This window comes from Rudaea sp. 3F27F6, from assembly GCF_005503555.1.
In the GTDB taxonomy this organism is placed as follows: domain Bacteria; phylum Pseudomonadota; class Gammaproteobacteria; order Xanthomonadales; family Rhodanobacteraceae; genus Rudaea.
Genome location: NZ_SCNG01000002.1, coordinates 185,046 through 202,984 on the forward strand (window position 1 = coordinate 185,046; position 17,939 = coordinate 202,984).

General features: G+C 60.8%; 16 protein-coding genes. 10 read left to right on the plus strand and 6 right to left on the minus strand.

All coding sequences use genetic code 11. The features are described from left to right. Positions 1-2 precede the first annotated feature (2 nt). From FFS30_RS08710 to FFS30_RS08730, 5 genes are all read left to right on the plus strand, one after another. Positions 3-1,304: a phospholipase D-like domain-containing protein gene (locus FFS30_RS08710; protein ID WP_137912761.1), complete on the plus strand. Its 1,302-nt coding sequence runs from the start codon at positions 3-5 to the stop codon at positions 1,302-1,304. Positions 1,305-1,853: 549 nt separating this feature from the next. After that, positions 1,854-2,225, plus strand: a complete 372-nt coding sequence (locus FFS30_RS08715) for a hypothetical protein (RefSeq protein WP_137912762.1) — start codon at positions 1,854-1,856, stop codon at positions 2,223-2,225. Positions 2,226-2,347: 122 nt separating this feature from the next. Then, positions 2,348-2,824, plus strand: coding sequence for a hypothetical protein (locus FFS30_RS08720; protein ID WP_137912763.1), 477 nt, complete (start codon positions 2,348-2,350; stop codon positions 2,822-2,824). Positions 2,825-2,833: 9 nt separating this feature from the next. After that, complete coding sequence (locus FFS30_RS08725) at positions 2,834-3,646, plus strand: penicillin-insensitive murein endopeptidase (protein WP_212742443.1); 813 nt, start codon at positions 2,834-2,836, stop codon at positions 3,644-3,646. A 361-nt stretch (positions 3,647-4,007) separates the two neighbouring features. Next, positions 4,008-5,480, plus strand: coding sequence for a serine hydrolase domain-containing protein (locus tag FFS30_RS08730; protein WP_171014526.1), 1,473 nt, complete (start codon positions 4,008-4,010; stop codon positions 5,478-5,480). Positions 5,481-5,775: 295 nt separating this feature from the next. Here FFS30_RS08730 and FFS30_RS08735 read toward each other — a convergent pair whose 3' ends face one another. Next, the gene (locus FFS30_RS08735; protein ID WP_137912765.1) at positions 5,776-6,141 is read right to left on the minus strand and encodes a SnoaL-like domain-containing protein; all 366 of its coding nucleotides are present in this window, start codon (positions 6,139-6,141) and stop codon (positions 5,776-5,778) included. An 803-nt stretch (positions 6,142-6,944) separates the two neighbouring features. Between FFS30_RS08735 and FFS30_RS08745 the strand changes: the two genes are divergently transcribed. Further along, entirely contained in the window at positions 6,945-7,403 is a 459-nt protein-coding gene (locus tag FFS30_RS08745) for a DUF4262 domain-containing protein (RefSeq protein ID WP_171014527.1), read from the plus strand. 964 nt (positions 7,404-8,367) lie between these two features. On the opposite strand, the gene FFS30_RS08750 is transcribed toward FFS30_RS08745, so the two are convergent. From FFS30_RS08750 to FFS30_RS08770, 5 genes are all read right to left on the minus strand, one after another. Beyond that, a complete protein-coding gene (locus tag FFS30_RS08750; protein ID WP_137912768.1) occupies positions 8,368-8,865 on the minus strand; it encodes an SRPBCC family protein in 498 nt (165 codons plus the stop codon). After that, a complete protein-coding gene (locus tag FFS30_RS08755; protein WP_249352326.1) occupies positions 8,843-9,394 on the minus strand; it encodes a metalloregulator ArsR/SmtB family transcription factor in 552 nt (183 codons plus the stop codon). The genes FFS30_RS08750 and FFS30_RS08755 overlap by 23 nt, the downstream gene beginning before the upstream one ends. A 76-nt stretch (positions 9,395-9,470) precedes the next feature. After that, positions 9,471-10,880 carry a hypothetical protein gene (locus tag FFS30_RS08760; RefSeq protein ID WP_137912769.1) on the minus strand — a complete coding sequence of 470 codons (1,410 nt, stop codon included), beginning with the start codon at positions 10,878-10,880 and terminating at the stop codon, positions 9,471-9,473. A gap of 472 nt (positions 10,881-11,352) precedes the next feature. Next, a complete protein-coding gene (locus FFS30_RS08765; protein ID WP_249352330.1) occupies positions 11,353-11,940 on the minus strand; it encodes a YdeI/OmpD-associated family protein in 588 nt (195 codons plus the stop codon). Positions 11,941-12,269: 329 nt separating this feature from the next. Next, positions 12,270-12,938 carry a TetR/AcrR family transcriptional regulator gene (locus FFS30_RS08770; protein WP_137912770.1) on the minus strand — a complete coding sequence of 223 codons (669 nt, stop codon included), beginning with the start codon at positions 12,936-12,938 and terminating at the stop codon, positions 12,270-12,272. A gap of 80 nt (positions 12,939-13,018) precedes the next feature. Here FFS30_RS08770 and FFS30_RS08775 point away from each other — a divergent pair, with 80 nt between their 5' ends. The 4 genes from FFS30_RS08775 (at position 13,019) to FFS30_RS08790 (ending at position 17,876) form a co-directional block, all read left to right on the plus strand. Continuing rightward, a complete protein-coding gene (locus FFS30_RS08775; protein WP_137912771.1) occupies positions 13,019-14,170 on the plus strand; it encodes an FAD-dependent monooxygenase in 1,152 nt (383 codons plus the stop codon). A 62-nt stretch (positions 14,171-14,232) separates the two neighbouring features. Continuing rightward, the gene (locus FFS30_RS08780; protein WP_137912772.1) at positions 14,233-15,765 is read left to right on the plus strand and encodes an FAD-dependent monooxygenase; all 1,533 of its coding nucleotides are present in this window, start codon (positions 14,233-14,235) and stop codon (positions 15,763-15,765) included. Positions 15,766-15,916: 151 nt separating this feature from the next. Beyond that, on the plus strand, positions 15,917-17,506 hold the full coding sequence (locus tag FFS30_RS08785) for a Na+/H+ antiporter (protein ID WP_137912773.1): 1,590 nt from the start codon (positions 15,917-15,919) through the stop codon (positions 17,504-17,506). Positions 17,507-17,672: 166 nt separating this feature from the next. Then, complete coding sequence (locus FFS30_RS08790) at positions 17,673-17,876, plus strand: hypothetical protein (RefSeq protein WP_137912774.1); 204 nt, start codon at positions 17,673-17,675, stop codon at positions 17,874-17,876. Positions 17,877-17,939 lie beyond the last annotated feature (63 nt).

Consider the following 17,939-nt stretch of genomic DNA (forward strand, 5'->3'; position numbering starts at 1 on the left):
GAATGAACACTCCGCACACGCTCGTCTCTGTGCAGCGCAAACTGTCGCGGCTGCGGCAATTCACCCATTGCGCATGTGCCCTTCTCTTCGCCGCTCCGCTCCTCGCCAACGCGGGGCCGCCGCCTTCCGCGCCGGCGTTCCAGATCGTCGAAAGCGTGCCCGAGGCAACAATCTATGGCGAGCCCGGCGTGCCGCGCACGCAGGCAGTGTGGCTCGACATGATTCGCAGCGCACGCAAGCGCATCGACATCGCCGCCTTCTACATCGCCGAGAAGCCCGGCGGCGGCGCACTCGGCCCGGTGCTCGATGCACTGACAGCGCGCGCCGAAGCGGGCGTCGAAGTACGCATTCTCGTGGATCAGACTTTTCTCAAAGACAACCAGGCCGACGTCGACCGCCTGCGCCAGTTGCACGGCGTCACGATCCGCGTGCTGCCGGTAAACACACTCACCGGCGGCGTGCTGCACGCGAAGTTCATGGTCGTCGACGGGCTCAGCGTGTTCCTCGGCAGCCAGAACTGGGATTGGCGCGCGCTCGAGCAGATACACGAGATCGGCGCACGCATCAGCGACGCGCGTTTCGCCCAGACTTTCACTGCGGCGTTCGATTTCAACTGGCAACTGGCCGAGCATCCCGATCTGCCCAAGGCCGCCGAAGCCGCAGTGCAGGCACCCGACTTTGCGCCGGCCAGCGAACAAAACCCGGTGCTGCTCCACATCGACAACGGCGAACCTCTGATCGCCTTTCCGGCGTTCAGTCCACCGCAGTTGATGCCGCGTTGGGTCACCCCGGAGCAGACCGCACTCGTACACATGATCGAAGCCAGCCGGCATGTGCTGCGAATCCAGGTGATGACGCTCTCCGCCATCAAGCAATACGGCGCCAAAGGCTGGTGGCAGGAGGTCGATACGGCATTGCGCGATGCAGCGGCACGCGGTGTCGAAGTGCGCATCGTCGTCGCCGATTGGGCACTGCGTCAGCCGATGCAGTCCTACCTGAAGAGCTTGGCCGTACTGCCCAATATCACGGTCAAGTTCAGCCAACTGCCGCTGGCGCCGCAAGGATTTATTCCCTACGCGCGTGTGGAACATGCCAAGTACGCAGTCGCCGACGACGACAGCATCTACATCGGCACCGGCAACTGGGAATGGAGCTACTTCAACAACTCGGTCGACGCGTCGGTTTTCGTGCGCGGCACCGCACCGGCGAAAACCCTGACTTCGATTTTCGACCGCGACTGGAACGGCCCCTACGTGACCACGCTGCTGCCGGGCAACGACTATCCGGCGCCGCGCATACACTGACCTTCTTCGCGCAATCGCGGAGCCTTTCTTAAAGCATTGAAATCCGGCCCCTGTACGAGATGGACGATTTGCGTTGAGCATTGAATGTTCGAGATCATGTAAATCCAATGCGCACCGTAACGGTGGTTACTTATCCCAAGAATCATGCCTCGCATAGCCTGCCCCAACTGCAATACGCCCGCTTCCAACCTGAGTATCTTTTGGTGCAGATCTCTGGGACGACCATATGTTTGCCCAAGCTGCTCGGAAGCGTCCTTCGTTCTCCGGCCGTTTGGACAACAGATTCTGTTCGTCGTGCTTCTTGCTTCTTTGTATTGCGGGCTCCCGCTGGTTGCGCAGCCAAGAGATTACGGCGGCCTAAGCTTTCTCTTGGCGTTCGCAATCGCCACCTGCATTGACGGCTTCCTCATCGTAAACACGAGCACTTTGCGCAAGGTTACCCCCAGGGCATAGCTATCCGCTCATGCGCGCTGCGCAGCGTGATTGCGGTAGCATAGGTAAATTGCAGCCGTGACCGCTCGCCTCCAACGTTAGGGCATGGAGAGTGTCGTGTTCGATCTTTTTAGAAAGCGCTCGTGGGAGCCAGAAGTAATTCGGGAGATACAAGGTGCTGCGCGTGGGCTCACGGTTCGTCTCAAAAACTTCCCTTGCCTGCGCGATAAATACACGGGCGACAGAAAGCGTATATCGAAAGACTTCGGTAACGAGTTTCTGGAAGCATTTCATCTAGCCATTGGGGGCGCCAAACAAGCGCATCTTCGGTTAGCAGGCGGCGCGAAGATCGTTTCTACGGTTCGAATGCGCCAACTCCCAGCCATCGATTTCGAATTGAGTGGCAAACCGGACGAGAATCTGACGACGTTCAACTCCGATATCGCGGATGTTCTGCTTGATGCATTCAAGTCCATCGGGATTAAATGAAAACTTGCGGTCAATGATCCGACCAAGCAAATTCCAGCGGACTCGCGCGGTACCTGACATCGTTGTGGCAGCGACCGCTCAGCTCAAACATTGGGCGCACATCACGCCCCGGACATCGGCATATGGCTGAAAAACCCACTCCCGAAGACGTTGCACTTTGGCAAAGACGTCTGGCCTCCCAGGCCAACAACCGCGCGTGGACGCTCGCCGAAATGCTTCAGCGCTCGCCCGAAGAAGACGAAGAGATGCTTCAGGCCGCGAATGCGGCGATGTATTTCTGGAAAATCGTCGGCGAGCCCAGCAATCACGCGCACGCTGCGCTGCTGCTTGCTCACGTGTACGCGCTGCTCCAGCTCCCCGGACCGGCGACACAATATCTGAGCAAATCGTTGCCCTACTTCGCCCAACACGAAGGTGCGCCATGGGAGCTGGCATTTGCTCATGCGGTGGCAGCCAATGTCGCCTTCGCCGAGGGCGATGCAGCGGCGCATGCCAGGCACTACTTGGAAGCAGAAGCCGCCGCCGCGCGCATGACCGACGCGGAAGCGCGTGCAATGTTCGCTGCCACATTGCGAGTCATACCCTCGCCCGGCTTTTGAGGTAAGGCGATGTATCCCAGCGATTCGCCCCGGCGCGCCGTTTCGAGAAAGCTGCGATACGCGACGGCCCTCGCGGCGATAGCTGCTCACTGCAAATATTGCCTTGCACGGATGAAATCCGGGGCCCTTTCCTTGGCCGCGCTTACGATCTTGCTCGCGGGCTCCAATGTGGCCGCAGCGGAGAGCATCTGCTACGGCACACCCAGTAATGGACGCCTGGAAGGCGGCCAACAGATCCCGGAGTCCGGCCCCAACTTCACGCCCTACAGTTCGCTCGGGGTTTCTCTCGGGCGCACGTATGTCCATTCCAAAGTCGCCGCGAGCATCGGCGCCGCCTATAAGGCGCTCGAAACGTCGGCCCCGAATAAAAAATATGTTTACGCAGAATCGGGTTGGGCCGGCGGCGGCCGCATCAGACCGCACAGAACCCATCAAAACGGATTGGCAGTCGATTTCATGGTGCCGATCTTGAACAAAGACGGCGAGTCTGTACCGCTTCCCACCAGCATCGCCAACCGGTTCGGGTACGGCATCGAGTTCGATGCACAGGCGCGCTACAACGATCTGCGCATCGACTTCGAGGCAATCGCGGAACATCTCTACGCACTCGATGCCGCAGCGAGAGCCCAAGGCATCGGGATTTCCCGAGTGATCTTCGAGAAAGCGTACATTCCTCGCCTGTACGCGACCAAGCAAGGCTCATGGATTCGCAAGAATGTACCGTTCATGCAAGGCGAGCCATGGATACGGCATGACGAGCACTACCACGTCGACTTCGATATTCCGTGCCGGCCAATGCCGGCATATTCCAGCGTTCGATGATCGCTGCGGCTCTTCTGCGTTAGCTTTCGCAATGCCTGTTCGCCGGCGGATCATTCAAGTGATCATACGATCGCTTCTGGCAGAAAGCAGGCAACGAATATCCCATGGGTTCGCTTCCAATTGCCTTCGTTGCACATCCGTTCTGATGAAGAACTGCACTAAGCGCGTGTGTTCGAGCAGATCAGTAGATCGTAGATCGCCGTAGCCTCCTGCCCAGAGCATCCGATCTAAACCACTGGAAACGAGGGTGCATCAAAGCCGGATTCGTCGAGCAGGCCCGTGCCGCGCCACGCCGGCTTGGATAGGCGACAATAATGTTCTTACCTGCTGGAGATGCACGCGTATGACGTGGAGTATTGGCATGAACCCCGCGACTCGCTGCGCATTCGTCGAATTCGGGCAAAGCGCTCTGCGAAACACAAGACGGACGCTTCGACTCATCGCGTTGACACTGCTGACGGCACTGCCGTTGGCATCGTGGGCTTCCGCAGGCGACGATTCGCCGACGGCCTTGACGCAACAAATGCATGCGAACGGACAGCGCTACGGCATCGCCGGCCAGGCATTGATGGTGACGCATAACGGCAAGACGCTTTTTCGCGGCGCCGACGGCGAGGCCGATGTGGACACCCACGAACGCATCACGGTCGATCACATCTTTCCCATGCATTCGGTGAGCAAACTGCTGGTCAGTACGCTGATCATGCAGTTGATCGAACATGGACAATTGGAACTCGATGCCCCCGCAAGCCGCTACCTGATCGACTTGCCTGCATCGTGGCGCGGCATCACCATCCGCCAGTTCCTCAACCACACGTCCGGCGTGCCGGAATACTTCGACAACATCAGTGCGCAGACGGTATTTCCCGCCACGCGACAGGCCATGATGTCGTCACTGGCAAGCAAGCCCTTGCTGTTTTCACCGGGCACGGCTATCCGCTATACGCAGACCAACTACGTGGTTCTGACGGCACTGCTGGAGGCGCACTATGGCAAGCCGTATCCGCAGATTGTGCAGCAGCGCATCTTCGAGAAACTGAAGATGAAGCACACGTGGCTGGGACTGGCCGCTTTGCCCGAAAAGCGCGTTGCGAAGGCATATAGCGGAAGCAACGGGCAACTGAAGAAATTGGATGATGCACTCTGGCCTGCGTATGGTTACGGACACACAGGACTCCACAGCACAGTGGAAGATCTCACGCTGTTCATGCAGGCCATGAGTCGCGGCGAACTGGTCGGCAAAGCAAGCTTGCAAGGATTCTGGCAGCCGCAACATTTAGCCAACGGTGAGCGCATATGGCCCGCCACGGGCTGGGATCTGGGAGAAAGCGGCAGCTACAGCGAAGTCGGTCACGACGGAGGCACGCACGTGCGACTGCGGATTCTTTTCAACGGCACGCTGGATGGCGACGTGTACACCATCGCGTACCTGACCAACGGCAGCGCCCGCAATGTTTGGTCCGGCACACTGGTGGACAGCGTCATGGCCCGCATCGCACCCGAAAAATTTCCGGCGGAAGCCGCAGCGGAAAGCCTGCGAGCATTCGCGTTCGCAACACCCAAGGACGACACAGCGACCGCCGCCGAAGTGCGATCGGTCCGCGCCATTTATCCGACCGATGACGCCGCGCTACAACGCGCCATTGTCGACACGGCCAACAGCCTTCGTGAGAACTTCGACGCAAAAGTGGCCGTTCCCGTTTTCGAGCTCGATACGGTGATATTTCCGCGCTCTAGAAATGCCTGGGAAAATTTGGCTAAAGCCTACGACGCTGCGGGAGACAAGGAAAAAGCCCGGTCGTTTCGCGACAAGGCGCGTGGGCTGAAGGAGTAGATCACCTCGCGCAGCCGTGCGTTGTCATGTCAGCTTCCGATCCGAAGCTGACACTCGTGAAGGACAGTGATTTTTCGCGAGAAAGGCTGCATGCTAACGCGCCATTCGGTGGCGGCTCGTATCGCAGGCCAAGTTTCTGAGCGCTGGCAACGTAACAGGGAAAGAACAGCGAACGATTAGGTAACTGCGGGTAGTCATCACAACGGTAACGAAAAATTGCGCGCTCTCCTCGATCTGAACAACCCGTCGCAGCGAACGCCAGCGCGCCCGCTGCGCTTTCGCACCGGTTGCGCGCTTATCCGAGATCGTAAAAAAATTGCTCGCGGAAGATCTTGCCGTCACGCACGCCGTAAACGCAGATTTCGCGCATGTTCACGCGACCGCGGCCCTTCATCGTCGCATCAAGCGTTGCCGCCACGCTGAACCAGTTGCCCGCGATCACCGGCTCGCTCACGGTGCCGCCGTGCACGGCTTCGAGCATGGCATTGAACTGGTGACCTTTCTCGAAAATCGCCGCCAAGCCCTTAGCGTTGCCCAGGCCCTGCGAGCCTTCCATTTCGATGCTCACGGCGTCATCGGCGTAGAGTTCCTTCTGCGCCTGTTCGTATTCACCCTTACGGCACAACTCGACCAGGCGGTTAGCAATTTGTTCGATACTCATGGTGATCTCCTCTTGTGGGGGAGGTCATGCTAGGGCGGGCATGCTGACAGCTGCATGTCAGCAGTCTTCGCCGACGCTCTCGTTGCTCGTGGATACATTGGCGCGGTTGAGTACCCGCATTGGCCTAGTTTCATGCGCGCATCGGCTTGCGGCATTATGGTTTGGTGCATCGGCTTTGCTGTCGGGCTTGGCTCTGGCGTACTCCACCAATGTGGGCCAGCCCTGACTAATCGCTCAAGCGGATCGCTGAGGAGGGTTGCGGTATCCGTCTCCCAGCGGCAGCGGCCGCTTAGCTCAAGCGTTAGCCACCACTAGCGTGACATTCAAGGTCAAACCTACTACCTTTACCCGTGACCGCAACGGTCGCTAATCCCGGTCGCGTCGTCCGTTAAGACGCATATTTCGTGGGTAGAAGAGTCGAAGTTCAGGACGGCGAGTCCATTGAGCGCGCGTTGTTTCGTCTGCGAGTTGCTCAAGCTTACGAGTACAAGCGCTGGACAAAGAAACGCTACGGATATTTTGAGAAGCCGAGTGCGTTACGCCGGAAGCGAGAAAAGATGGCCAAAATCTGGTCAATCCTGGAGGCCGCTGATCGCAGAGCTCATAGGGGCGGCAGCTCAGCAAAAAGCCGCATCCATCTTTTTGTCGGCGTACCTCAACTGTTTGCCCGATCTGGCCCAACCAATGAGGCGGGGCGCTGATAGCTAGATAGCTAGCTATTCGCTTAAGCGGACCACCGGGGTGACGCTTGCGTTAAGATCATTAGCATCGCGGCGGCAGCCGCTTAGCTCAAGCGCTAGATGATGGAAAACCCTTCCTCCTCAGCAGACGACAAGGTTGCCAGCGACATTCGCAAGTTTGGCTGGCATAGCCTTCACGTGTTCTCCAATGAGGCTGATGAGCTTCCTTTCTCATATTCCATAGGTTTCACTCAAACATACGCTGCACCCGAAGTACTCATCTTTAACGTTGAGCGCACCAAAGCTCACAAGCTGTTGTGGGCCTGTGCCCACGTACTTAAGGACGGCGGCATGCTCACGCCGGACGCGAAGGACGATCGGATTCTCAACAACGACTACCAAGTCATTTTCAAGACGTTACGCGTTTCCGCCTACGGCGAGTACCTCGGCACCGCTCGTCGCTATTACGGTTCCAAGCCCTTCCCTGCAGTGGTCATGTTTCTCCCCGACCGCGAGGATAGGTACCCCTGGGAGGCTGGCTACGACTACATCGATGTCGCCGAGGCGCTGTCCATCGTCTAACTATTCGCTCAAGCGGACCACTGCGACGGGTTGCGGTATCCTGACAATCCCGGCGGCAGCGGCCGCTTAGCTCAAGCGTCAGGTTGCTTATGGGTGAATTCTTACAGTCCCTCGTTGCGAGGGCCGATGCTTGGCCGCCGAAGACGCTTCTTCGAACGAATTTAGTTCTGGCTGCTCTTGTAGCTTTCGCCCACAGTATCGCCCTATTAGGAGCACGAGCCCATCCGCCTCTGCAAGGTTCAGACGTCGAGCACATTGCAATAATTTCTCTGCCGCTTGTCGTTTTGGTCCTATTAACCGCACTACTCGCACTGGCAAGGCCCACAGTTCGTCCGGGCGTCCTCTATCTCCATGGCGCTTTGCTTCTGGTCGCTGCCATCGCAATGTTCACTTGGGGCATTGGCTTACTGTTCCATGGTATACCTGGCGGTAAGCGTTTCACCTGGAGAGCGGGCATGTTCACTATGTTTATCGGGTACGCGATGTACGTTTTTACTAGGTATACCTTGCCTGCGGGGTTTCGCTCGTATAACGCGGTCTACTTTTTACCGTTAATTGCGCTCATCCTTGCCGGCATCGTCGATCTAGGGGTGCTATTTCGGCTGGTTACTAAGTAAGCGCGTGCTATCTCGCGAAGCAACCTAACTAGTCGGTCAAATGGGCCTCCGCGACGTGCCACGGTAATCTGACGCTCACTGTGGCAGCGGTCACTCACCTTAAGCGTTATAACGCTCGCCGCCACGAGCTGTCGGGTTATCTGAACACAACGACCGCTTCGCGGCGCACAATTGACAGGTCTGACTGTCTCAAAGTGGCCGTTTGCGGACATTTGAAGTAAGACGTTCTGCCTGAAATGACGAAGCCCGGCACAAAGCCGGGCTTCGTCTCAACGTTGTCGCCAGAACAACCTACACCAAGACCGTCGCATCGGCCTGGCAATCCTCCGGTTTTACCGCGAACGGCGTCAACGCGCAGATAGCTCAGTAAGCAGTTCGTCGAGCTGCCCGAACGTCTCGATCATCGCTTCCTGTGCGCCGGTACCGGCCGCGTCGAGCGCTTCCTTCGTGGGATACAGCTCGCTCACGACGAGAAGCGTCTTTTCATCGCGCTCTTCGAACGTCACGGTGGTGACGGATCCCACGTCACCGCTTTCCTCGTTCGTCCAGACGATGCGCTTGTTGGGCACCACCTCGAGATATTCGCCGAAGAACGCCATCGAGTTCGCAGGATCGTCGCCGAACACCAACCGGTACTTGCCGCCGGGGCGCACGTCCAGCTCGCACGAGCTGAGTGTCATGCCCATGGATCGGGGCACCCACCACTTCTTAAAAAGCTCGGGCTTGGACCACGCCTCGAACACAAGCCGTGCGGGCGCGTCGAATGTCCGCGTGACAACGACCTCGCGCTCCGACTTCTTCTCCACCGTCGTGCGTTGAGATTCACTTTCTTTTCTTGCGACCACGAGCCTTCTCCTGTCGTTTGAGTTCGTCAATGACACCGTCCAGGGCTTCGAAGCGCGCGTCCCATACCTGGCGGTAACGTGCGATCCACTCCATTTCCTCTTCGAGACGGCACGGACCGATGCGGCAGGTGCGCACACGGCCGACCTTTTCGGTGGTCACAAGGCCGGCCATCTCGAGCACGCCGACGTGTTTCTTCATGCCCGTAAGGGTCATTTCGAACTTGTCGGCGAGGTCGGTGATGGACGCGTCGCCGCGTGCGAGCTGGTCGAGGACGCCACGGCGGGTGGCGTCGGCCAGGGCGGCGAAGGAAGCGTTGAAGTGTGCCGGATAACAGTGAACCATGTGGTTCAGTATGAGGAATTGGAGGCGGCCGCGCAAGGGGGTCTCAACGGCTTCGGCGCATGTCATCGAAACCACGCTACGACAGAACACTGAAATCGTCGGCCCGAAGGTGCCGTTGGAGCTTCGGGATATCTGGACCATTCGCGGCCGGCTGCAGCTCAGAAATAAGCCGTTGGTGGCTTCCATCCAAGGTGACGATGCTTCAAGGTGACGATGCTTCAAGTCACACGCGTAACCCTGGATCAACGGTAAGCCGCAGAGACTAATCCGCTGCCAGCGCGACAGCCCTCTCCAGCACCGGATCGCGCCGCATCGTGTAGTCAGCGAAGCTCATCTCGATTGTCTCCTCGGGAGCCAGTGACTCGACCTGCACCGGGAAGAACCAATTCAGCCAGAAGCATCTGTCCCAGTCGTTACAGCGATGCGCATAGTCGTGCATTCCGGTTGCGAAATGCAGGCAGAGATCGTCATGCGGAAGGCAACCCGAATTGCCTTCGCCGTAAAAGCTGAGCCGATCGCCGACGGGTTCGCCGAGAATGATTACGCGAGGTCCCGCTGCCTGCTTCACGAACGCCGTAGCCGTAATCGCGGCGGAAAAGGTTTGCGCACCCGTCAGCAGATAGATTCGCCCACGGGACGGCAAGAAATCGGGCAAGAGTGACGCGAAGTTAGCGATCTTCGTATAGTCGCCTCCGCTATTGAATCGCATATCGAGAACGATGTTGCAGGGTGGATGCGCGCGCATCTCATCCGTCGTGGCACTGAGGAAGTCGCCGATGGACTGATTGTCCGCATCGGCGATCGCCTTGATCTGTATGAAAAGTGTGCAACCGTGATCGATCCATGTGCGGCGGAACCTGCTGTTGAAGTCGCGCAGCGACAACGGCAAGCCGGCGTCGTCGGCAATCAACGCACGCCAGTCCGACGATTCGCCTTTCATCTTCTGCGGCGACAGCCAACGTGACATCTGCGCACGCGGTTCGCTCTCGCCTGCACTTTCACCCGGCAGCACGCGCGTCACTTCGCTGCCGTCCGGCAAACGGAACGTCCAATTCGTCTGATCGGGGCGCGAGCCCACACCAGCGCCGTAAAGAATCTCAGGCGACTGGACGTAAGTTACGGCGTTGTTGCGGCGCCAACCCTCCGCCCCGCCATGCAGTTGTTCGAGCACGGCGATCACCTCGCGCACCGGCTTGCCTTCGATGCTTTCGACACGTGCACCGAGAAGATCCGCATACGCCGATTTCGCCCGCAGGACATAGATCCCATCGGCAAACAGCGTAACGCGCAGGGGCATGAAGTTCTGGCCGCCTTTGCCGAAGTAGACCCCAGTGTGGCCGTTGTCGGCGAGCGCGGCGATGCGCATCAGCGCAACACGCAATCGCTCGTTGTCGAGCAGCACGCGTTCGGACTTCAGTTCGGCGATCCGGCGATCCGCTTCAGTTCGCGCCGTAGGCGAAAAGGAACGATCCATGCCAAGCAGGCGCGAAAATTGTTCAATGTCTTGCTGCTGCGCTTCGAGTGCATCGGCAGGCTTAGGAAAATCGCTGGGCGGCGGATTCGGACTGAATTTTTGCCGGAGGCAGAATGCGAAAGATCCGGCCATTCCTCCGAGCAAGACAACGACCGCCAAGACCCACAATACAGTCCTGAGAATTCTGCCTTTCGTCATCGCTGCAAGATTCCGCTCTCTGGGGCTCGACGGGAGGAAAACGATGCTAGATATCTGGACCACTACCACCGCCAAGCGCAATAACCTCGCCGCTCTTGCCGCCAGTTCTTCGAATCCATATTTCCGCGCTCGCCGTCTATGGCGCTGGCTTGAATTTGCCGACGGGAGTTTGACGATCGAACGACGTTACGTTTGCGCTGATGGAGACTGGCCTATCGACGGCGTTCATTCATGTGCGGAAAGTCACTCCGCTTTCGACTTGTGCATCTGCGAATTGGATGACCAAAAAATGTCGCGCTGGCGCGTGAGTTTCCGCGCTTCAATCTGCAATGTTTGCATGCTCCGAATTGGCCGAAGTCGGCCGTGCGGAAGCGGTCTATCGACACCCGCACCTGGAGGGAGCAGCTCAGCAGAGGTGGCCTTGGACACAGAAGCGGCGAATCGTCGTGCTTCGAAGCACGAGCCTGCGCAGTCAGTGAAATTTCTCGCCGCGCGCGAGCATATCGATGATCAGCTTTATGCGCTTGATCTTTGTCTCGGCGCGCTTTGCCGTTTGCAACCGGTAGGCGATCGAATACAGATTGGTCTTGTTGAGCGTCGCGTAGAACTGCTTTGCCTTGGCGTTACGTGCAAGTTCCTCAAGGAACTCCGCAGGCACCGTTGCGTTAGAGAAAGAATCGTAGGCAGTGGCCCAGCGCCCGTCGGCTTTGGCCGCTTCTACTTCCTTGAGACCGGCGGGCGTCATATGGCCCTCCTGGGTAAGCCGATCCGCGTGCGCAATATTGATCTTGGACCAATTGCTTTTCGCTCTGCGCGGGGTGAATTTTTGCACCCAGGAGTTCGCGTCAAGCGGCCGCTTTTGCCCATCTATCCAACCAAAACACAGCGCTTGGTCAAGCGCCTCAGCGTACGTGACCGACGGAACACCGGAGTCTTTTTTGTAAATTCGCAGAAGCAGAACATCGGCTCGGGCGTGCTCCTTCGCCATCCATGCGCGAAGTTCCTTTGGCGACCGAAAACCCCGCGGTTCCGGCGTGGCACTGGAAGTTAATTTGCCCATATGCGGCTCAGCTCAAGTTCGTGCGGGGTGATCGTCGTACTGTAGCAAGTCGCGGGCGCGCTTCCAGTACCGGCATACGACGCTCCCGACCGAAAGCGGTCACGAAAGCGAAGGGCCTTGACCGATTACAGTGCAGCGCACTTTCAGACGAAAATCAGCGCCAGCGGCGAAGCCAATATTTCGCCTTGTTGAGATAGTTCTCAAGCACAACGATTGCGGCCACCGATTAGGCCGTTCGCTACATCAGTCGTATCGACGCAAGGGAATCAATCAACGGCAATCCACATCGAGTTTGCCGCGGCAGCCGGAACAGTTCGGCGAACGACCGCCTATCGGGTGTTTTCGATGCCGGTCAGGATCAAGTCGATGCCGGCGAGAAACTGTTCGCGGTCGTCGTGCTCGGGCAATATCGCGGCCACCTTTCGCGCGAACGGATGCTCCGCGGGGTCGAGCTGCATCCACTTTTCCGCAACGGTGCTGAGGAACTCGGTCCGATCGGCGTGGCGCGGCAAGAGACGCGCACCGGCCGCATACTGTCCGGCGAGGCCGAGGATAAAGCTCATAAGCGCGGTGGCAGCGTGGAACTGTGAGCGCTCGTCCACGCCGAGCGCCTGCACCTGGCCGCCGACGCCTTCGAGTATGCGCAGGACGGCGTACTGCCATGGATCGCGCGAGAGTTGGCCGCCGACCCAAGGATGCGCGTTGATCGCATCGAATACGCCGAGGGCGAGCGTGCGGATCGCCTCGCGCGGTTTGCGCCTTTTTACCGCCTCGTCCATGACCTTGGCGATGACGTGGTCTGTCGCTGCCGCGAGCAGATCGCTCTTGTCGGCGACATGCCAGTAAATCGCCCCGCTGCCTGTCGCGAGGTGCGCCGACAGCGCACGGAAGGTCAGCGCGTTCTCGCCGCCTTCATCGAGGATCTCGATTGCGGCCTCGACGATGCGTTCTTTGGAAAGTGCGTCCGCGCGGCGCTCGCTTCGTGTCTTGGTTTTCATGGCCCCTAGCTTGACATCATTGGAATGTCGTTCCAATATATCTCAATGGAACGCCGTTCCACAATTTCTCAAGACCCCCGATGAAGACTCCCATCACCATTATCGGCGCCGGCCTAGGCGGCCTCGTCCTCGCCCGCGTTCTCCACATCCACGGCATCGCCGCGACAATCTACGAGGCCGATCCGTCCGCGCGAACGCGGACACAGGGCGGCCAGCTCGACATCCACGAACACGACGGCCAGGCCGCGCTCGCTGCAGCCGGCCTTATCGACGAATTCCGCGCGATCATCCACGCAGGCGGCGAGGCCACGCGCGTGCTCGACCGGCACGGCAAGGTCGTGTTCGAACAGGCGGACGACGGCACAGGCGGCCGGCCCGAAGTCCTGCGCGGCGACCTGCGCCGGATTCTTCTGGCGTCGCTGCCCGCGCAGACCGTCCAGTGGGGCAAGAAGCTCAGTGCGGTCACCGCGCTCGGCGGCGGCGAATACATGCTGAACTTCACCGACGGATCGAGCGCGACCAGCCGCGTTCTCGTCGGCGCCGACGGTGCGTGGTCGAAAGTCCGGCCGCTGCTGTCGAAGGCCACGCCCGAATATGTCGGCACCTCGTTCGTCGAAACCTACCTGCACAACGCCGACGTGCGGCATGTACAAGCAGCGGCGGCCGTCGGTCACGGCGCCCTGTTCGCGCTGGCTCCCGCACAGGGAATTTTCGCCCACCGCGAAGCCGGCGGCACTCTTCATGCCTACATCGCATTGAACCGCCCCCTCGCCTGGTTCGCCGGCATCGACTTCAACGATGCCGCGGCGGTCAAGGCCAAGCTCGCCGCCGAGTTCGACGGATGGACGCCCGCGCTGACCGCGCTGATCACCGACGGCGAGACCGCGCCGGTTCTGCGCGCCCTGCACGCTCTGCCGAACGAGCACCGTTGGGAGCGCGTGCCCGGCGTGACCTTGCTCGGAGACGCCGCGCACCTGGCTCCCCCGGCCGGCGAAGGCGCGAACCTCGCGATGCTCGATGGCGCCGAACTCGGCGCGGCGCTCGCCGCGCACCGCGATGACGTCGAAGCCGCACTCGCCGCCTACGAAGCGGCGATATTTCCGCGCAGTCGGACGGCTGCCGCGGAAGCACACCAGACCTTATCGCTCTGTCTCGACGATCGTGCGCCTTTCAGCCTCGTCGACTTCTTCAACCGCGCGCATGGCGAAAACCGCCACGGCGCCAACCCCTGACGTATCCATCGACGCTGCCACCGCGTGATGCGCCCGGCGTCCAATCCACTTGAGGAACTTTTGTGATCCATGATGTTGTAATTGTCGGAGCCGGCCCCGTCGGCTTGTTTCTCGCCTGTGAGTTGCGCCTCGCCGGCCTCTCCGTGCTCGTGCTAGAGCAAGCGGAAAATCCGTGCGCTCCATTGAAGCGCCTGCCGTTCGGCCTGCGCGGCCTTTCCGCGCCCACCCTCGAAGCCTTCCATCGTCGCGGTCTGCTCGACGCTCTCGTCGCGCTGCAACCGGCGAATCAACGCGCAGACGGCAAGAGTGCTGTGCCTGCCCCGCATTGGGCGCAGCATTCGCAACGCGCGGGAGGCCACTTCGCCGGCATCCAGTTCTACGAGGACAATATCGACGCCTCGAAGTGGCCGTTCCGCCTGCCGAGCCCGGCCGGCACGCGAATGGCGGTCGAAATGGAGTCTCTCGAAACCCTCCTGGCCGCCCGCGCCGACGCAGCGGGAGTCGAGATCCGGCGCGGCGTCGGCGTCGAGCACTTCGAGCAGACCGACGACGAGGTGACGGTCCGCGCGGGCGGCGAAATCTTCCGCGCACGCTGGCTCGTCGGCTGTGACGGCGGCCGCAGCAGCGTGCGCAAAGTCGGCGGCTTCGAGTTCGCCGGCACCGATGCCGAGTTCACCGGCTACTCGATCGAGGTCGAGATAGCCGACGCGGACAAGCTGCGCGTCGGCCGCACCTATACCGCGACCGGCATGTATACCTATGCGGCGCCCGGCATCGTCACGATCGCCGATTTCGACGGCGGCGCGTTCCACCGAACGCAGCTGGTCACGCTCGAACACGCGCAGACCGTGCTGCGCCGAGTGTCCGGCACCGACGTCACTCTGACGGCCCTGCACCTCGCCTCTACCTGGACCGATCGCGCCCGCCAGGCCACGGCCTATCGCCGCGGCCGCGTGCTGCTCGCCGGCGACGCCGCGCATACTCATTCGCCGCTCGGCGGCCAGGGACTCAATCTCGGTTTCGGCGATGCGCTCAATCTCGGCTGGAAGCTGGCCGCCACGATCCGCGGCGACGCGCCGGCCGGACTGCTCGACAGCTATTTCAGCGAACGCCATCCGATCGGCGCGCAAATCCTCGACTGGTCGCGTGCGCAGGTCGCGCTGATGCGGCCGTCGCCAAGTACGCGCGCACTCGAAGCGATCATCCGCGATCTGATCGACACGCGCGACGGCACGACCTATTTCGCCGAGCGCGTCTCGGGCGTTTCCCTGCGCTACGAACTGGGCGGCAGTCATGCACTCGTCGGCCGCAGCGTCCCCGATTTCGAACTCGCCGACGGAACCCGGACCGGCGAACTGCTCCGGGCCGGCACCGGTCTGCTGCTGGACTTCGATTCTCGTTCGTCGCTTGCCGAACTTGCCGCTCGCTGGCCGGCCCGGATCCGATACGTCGGCGCGGATGCCAAGCAGCGGCTCGGCCTGAGCGCCGTGCTCGTACGTCCCGATGGTTTTGTCGCCTGGGCCTGCGACGAAGCGCCGAATCTCGACGAAGCGGCTCAGGCCGCGGCGCGGTGGTTCGGCGAACCGAACGCATAACCGACGCTCTGGTCGATCCCAACGAGTCCGACCGCGCTTTCATCGACGGTCGGTCATCGTCACGTCGAAGCCGTCAATCGCCGCTGCCGGCTTCCGTTATCGCGTTCCGCGTTGTACAAACAGCCGGACGTCCCCTTGGTACGGAAACCCCATGCACGCGGTCGAAACCTTCGAGCTGGTATTGATGTTGTTGACCTTGGTGCTGGCTCTGCACTGGCTGGCGCTGAAGCTGAAAATACCGCCCGCGCCGATGCTGCTGATCGGCGGCGGTGCGCTGGCCTTCGTGCCGGGCCTGCCGACGGTCTCGCTCGATCCGCAGCTCGCTCTGGTCCTGTTTCTGCCGCCGCTGCTCGTGCAGGGCGCGGTCTATACGCCGCTCGGCCGCTTCCGGCGGCAACTGCCGGGCATTCTCTCGCTCGCGGTCGGCGCGGTGATTTTCACCACATTGGCGGTCGGCCTGGTCATGCACTGGCTGGTCCCTTCCCTGCCATGGGCGGCCTGTTTCGCGCTCGGCGCCATCGTCTCCCCGCCCGATGCAGTTTCGGCGGCCGCGGTGCTCAAGGGCGTGCGCCTGCCGCGCCGGCTCACGACTTTGCTCGAAGGCGAGAGCCTGCTCAACGACGCCACCGGCCTGATCCTGTTCCGCTTCGCCGTCGCCGCCACGCTGAGCGGCGCGTTCAGCCTCGGCGACGCGGTGCAGAGCTTCGTCGTCGTGGCGATCGGCGGTGCGCTGGTCGGCCTTGCCGTCGGCGCGGCCTGGGTGTTTCTGGTGCGCGGCCTGCACGACCGCATGCTGATCATCGGCGCGACCGTGCTTTCGTCATGGCTCACCTATCTCGCCGGCGAGGCGCTGCATGTTTCCGGCGTCATCGCCGTCGTCGTCGCCGGACTCGTGCAGGGCTGGTTTCAGCACACCGTCATCGATGCCGGCGTGCGCCTGCCCGGCAATTCCGTGGCGCGCCTGGTCGGCTTCGTGCTCGAAGCGCTGGTTTTCATCCTGATCGGCTTTTCCCTGCGCGGCGTCGTCGAGCGCATGGGCGGCATTGATGCCCTGCCCGCTTCGACCGTCATCGCCGTCGCCGGGGTCATCGGCGCGCTCACCGTCGCGCGCTTCGTCTGGATCTTCGGCTGCGATGGACTGCTCCACGCCGCGCGCAAGTTTGGCGTGGAAAAGGCGCAGCCGATGGGCTGGCGGCAAGCCACGGTGCTGAGCTGGGCCGGTATGCGCGGCGTCGTTACCCTCGCCATCGCGCTGACCCTGCCGGTCGATATGCCGGGGCGCGACTTGATGCTGATCTGCTCGTTCGCGGTCATCTTCGTCACCGTGATCGTGCAAGGTTCCAGCCTCGGCATGCTGATCCGCGCACTGCGACCGGTCGATTTGGAACCGCCCGCGAAAGTCTCCATGGCCGGTGCCGAGGCGGCGATGACGCGCGTGCGCAATGCCGTCGTCGAACGACTCGCCTACGCCGAGGACGGCACGCTGCTGCATCCGCAGCTGCTCGAAGAATCGCAACGGCGCATGCGTTTCATGGAACGCTACGAACTTGAGGCGACCGTGGTCATGGACGGCCTGCAGTCGCACTATGAAATCCTCGTCGAAGCGAATGCCGCAGGCCGTGCCGAACTCGTACGTCTTCACCGCGCGGGCCTGATCGAAGACGCGGTCATGCACAATCTCGAACGCGATCTCGACATCGAGCAGATGGCCCTGCTGTTTCAGTTCAATATCGAGGAATGAAATCGGCCAATGTCGTTCGGGCGGGAAATCCAGGCCCCGGCACGCGCTCGAACACACCGTAAACAATGCCGCACCAGGGGGCCCAGGCGGCACTTTGCCGCAGGGAAAGAAAGGCTTAACTTTTCGAGAGTTAAGATGTGCCACCCTAGCGACATCGGAGGTCCATATGATTGTTCAGGATGCCGCAGGAAGAACGTATTCTCCCGTGCGCAAGTTCGGCGATTCGCGTTTGCCTGCCGACGATCTGGCGGACGACCAGCACAGTCTCGCGCGCCTTTACTCGCCCGACGGCAAACTGCTGGTGCCGACCCTCGACGGCAAGTTCAAGATCGAAGGCTCGGACGAAGTGCTGATCGTGCTGCAGCGCTGAGCGCGGAAACGGCGCAGCGCAAACCCGTAACCGGCGGATCGAGAGCGCGCGACGCTCGAATCG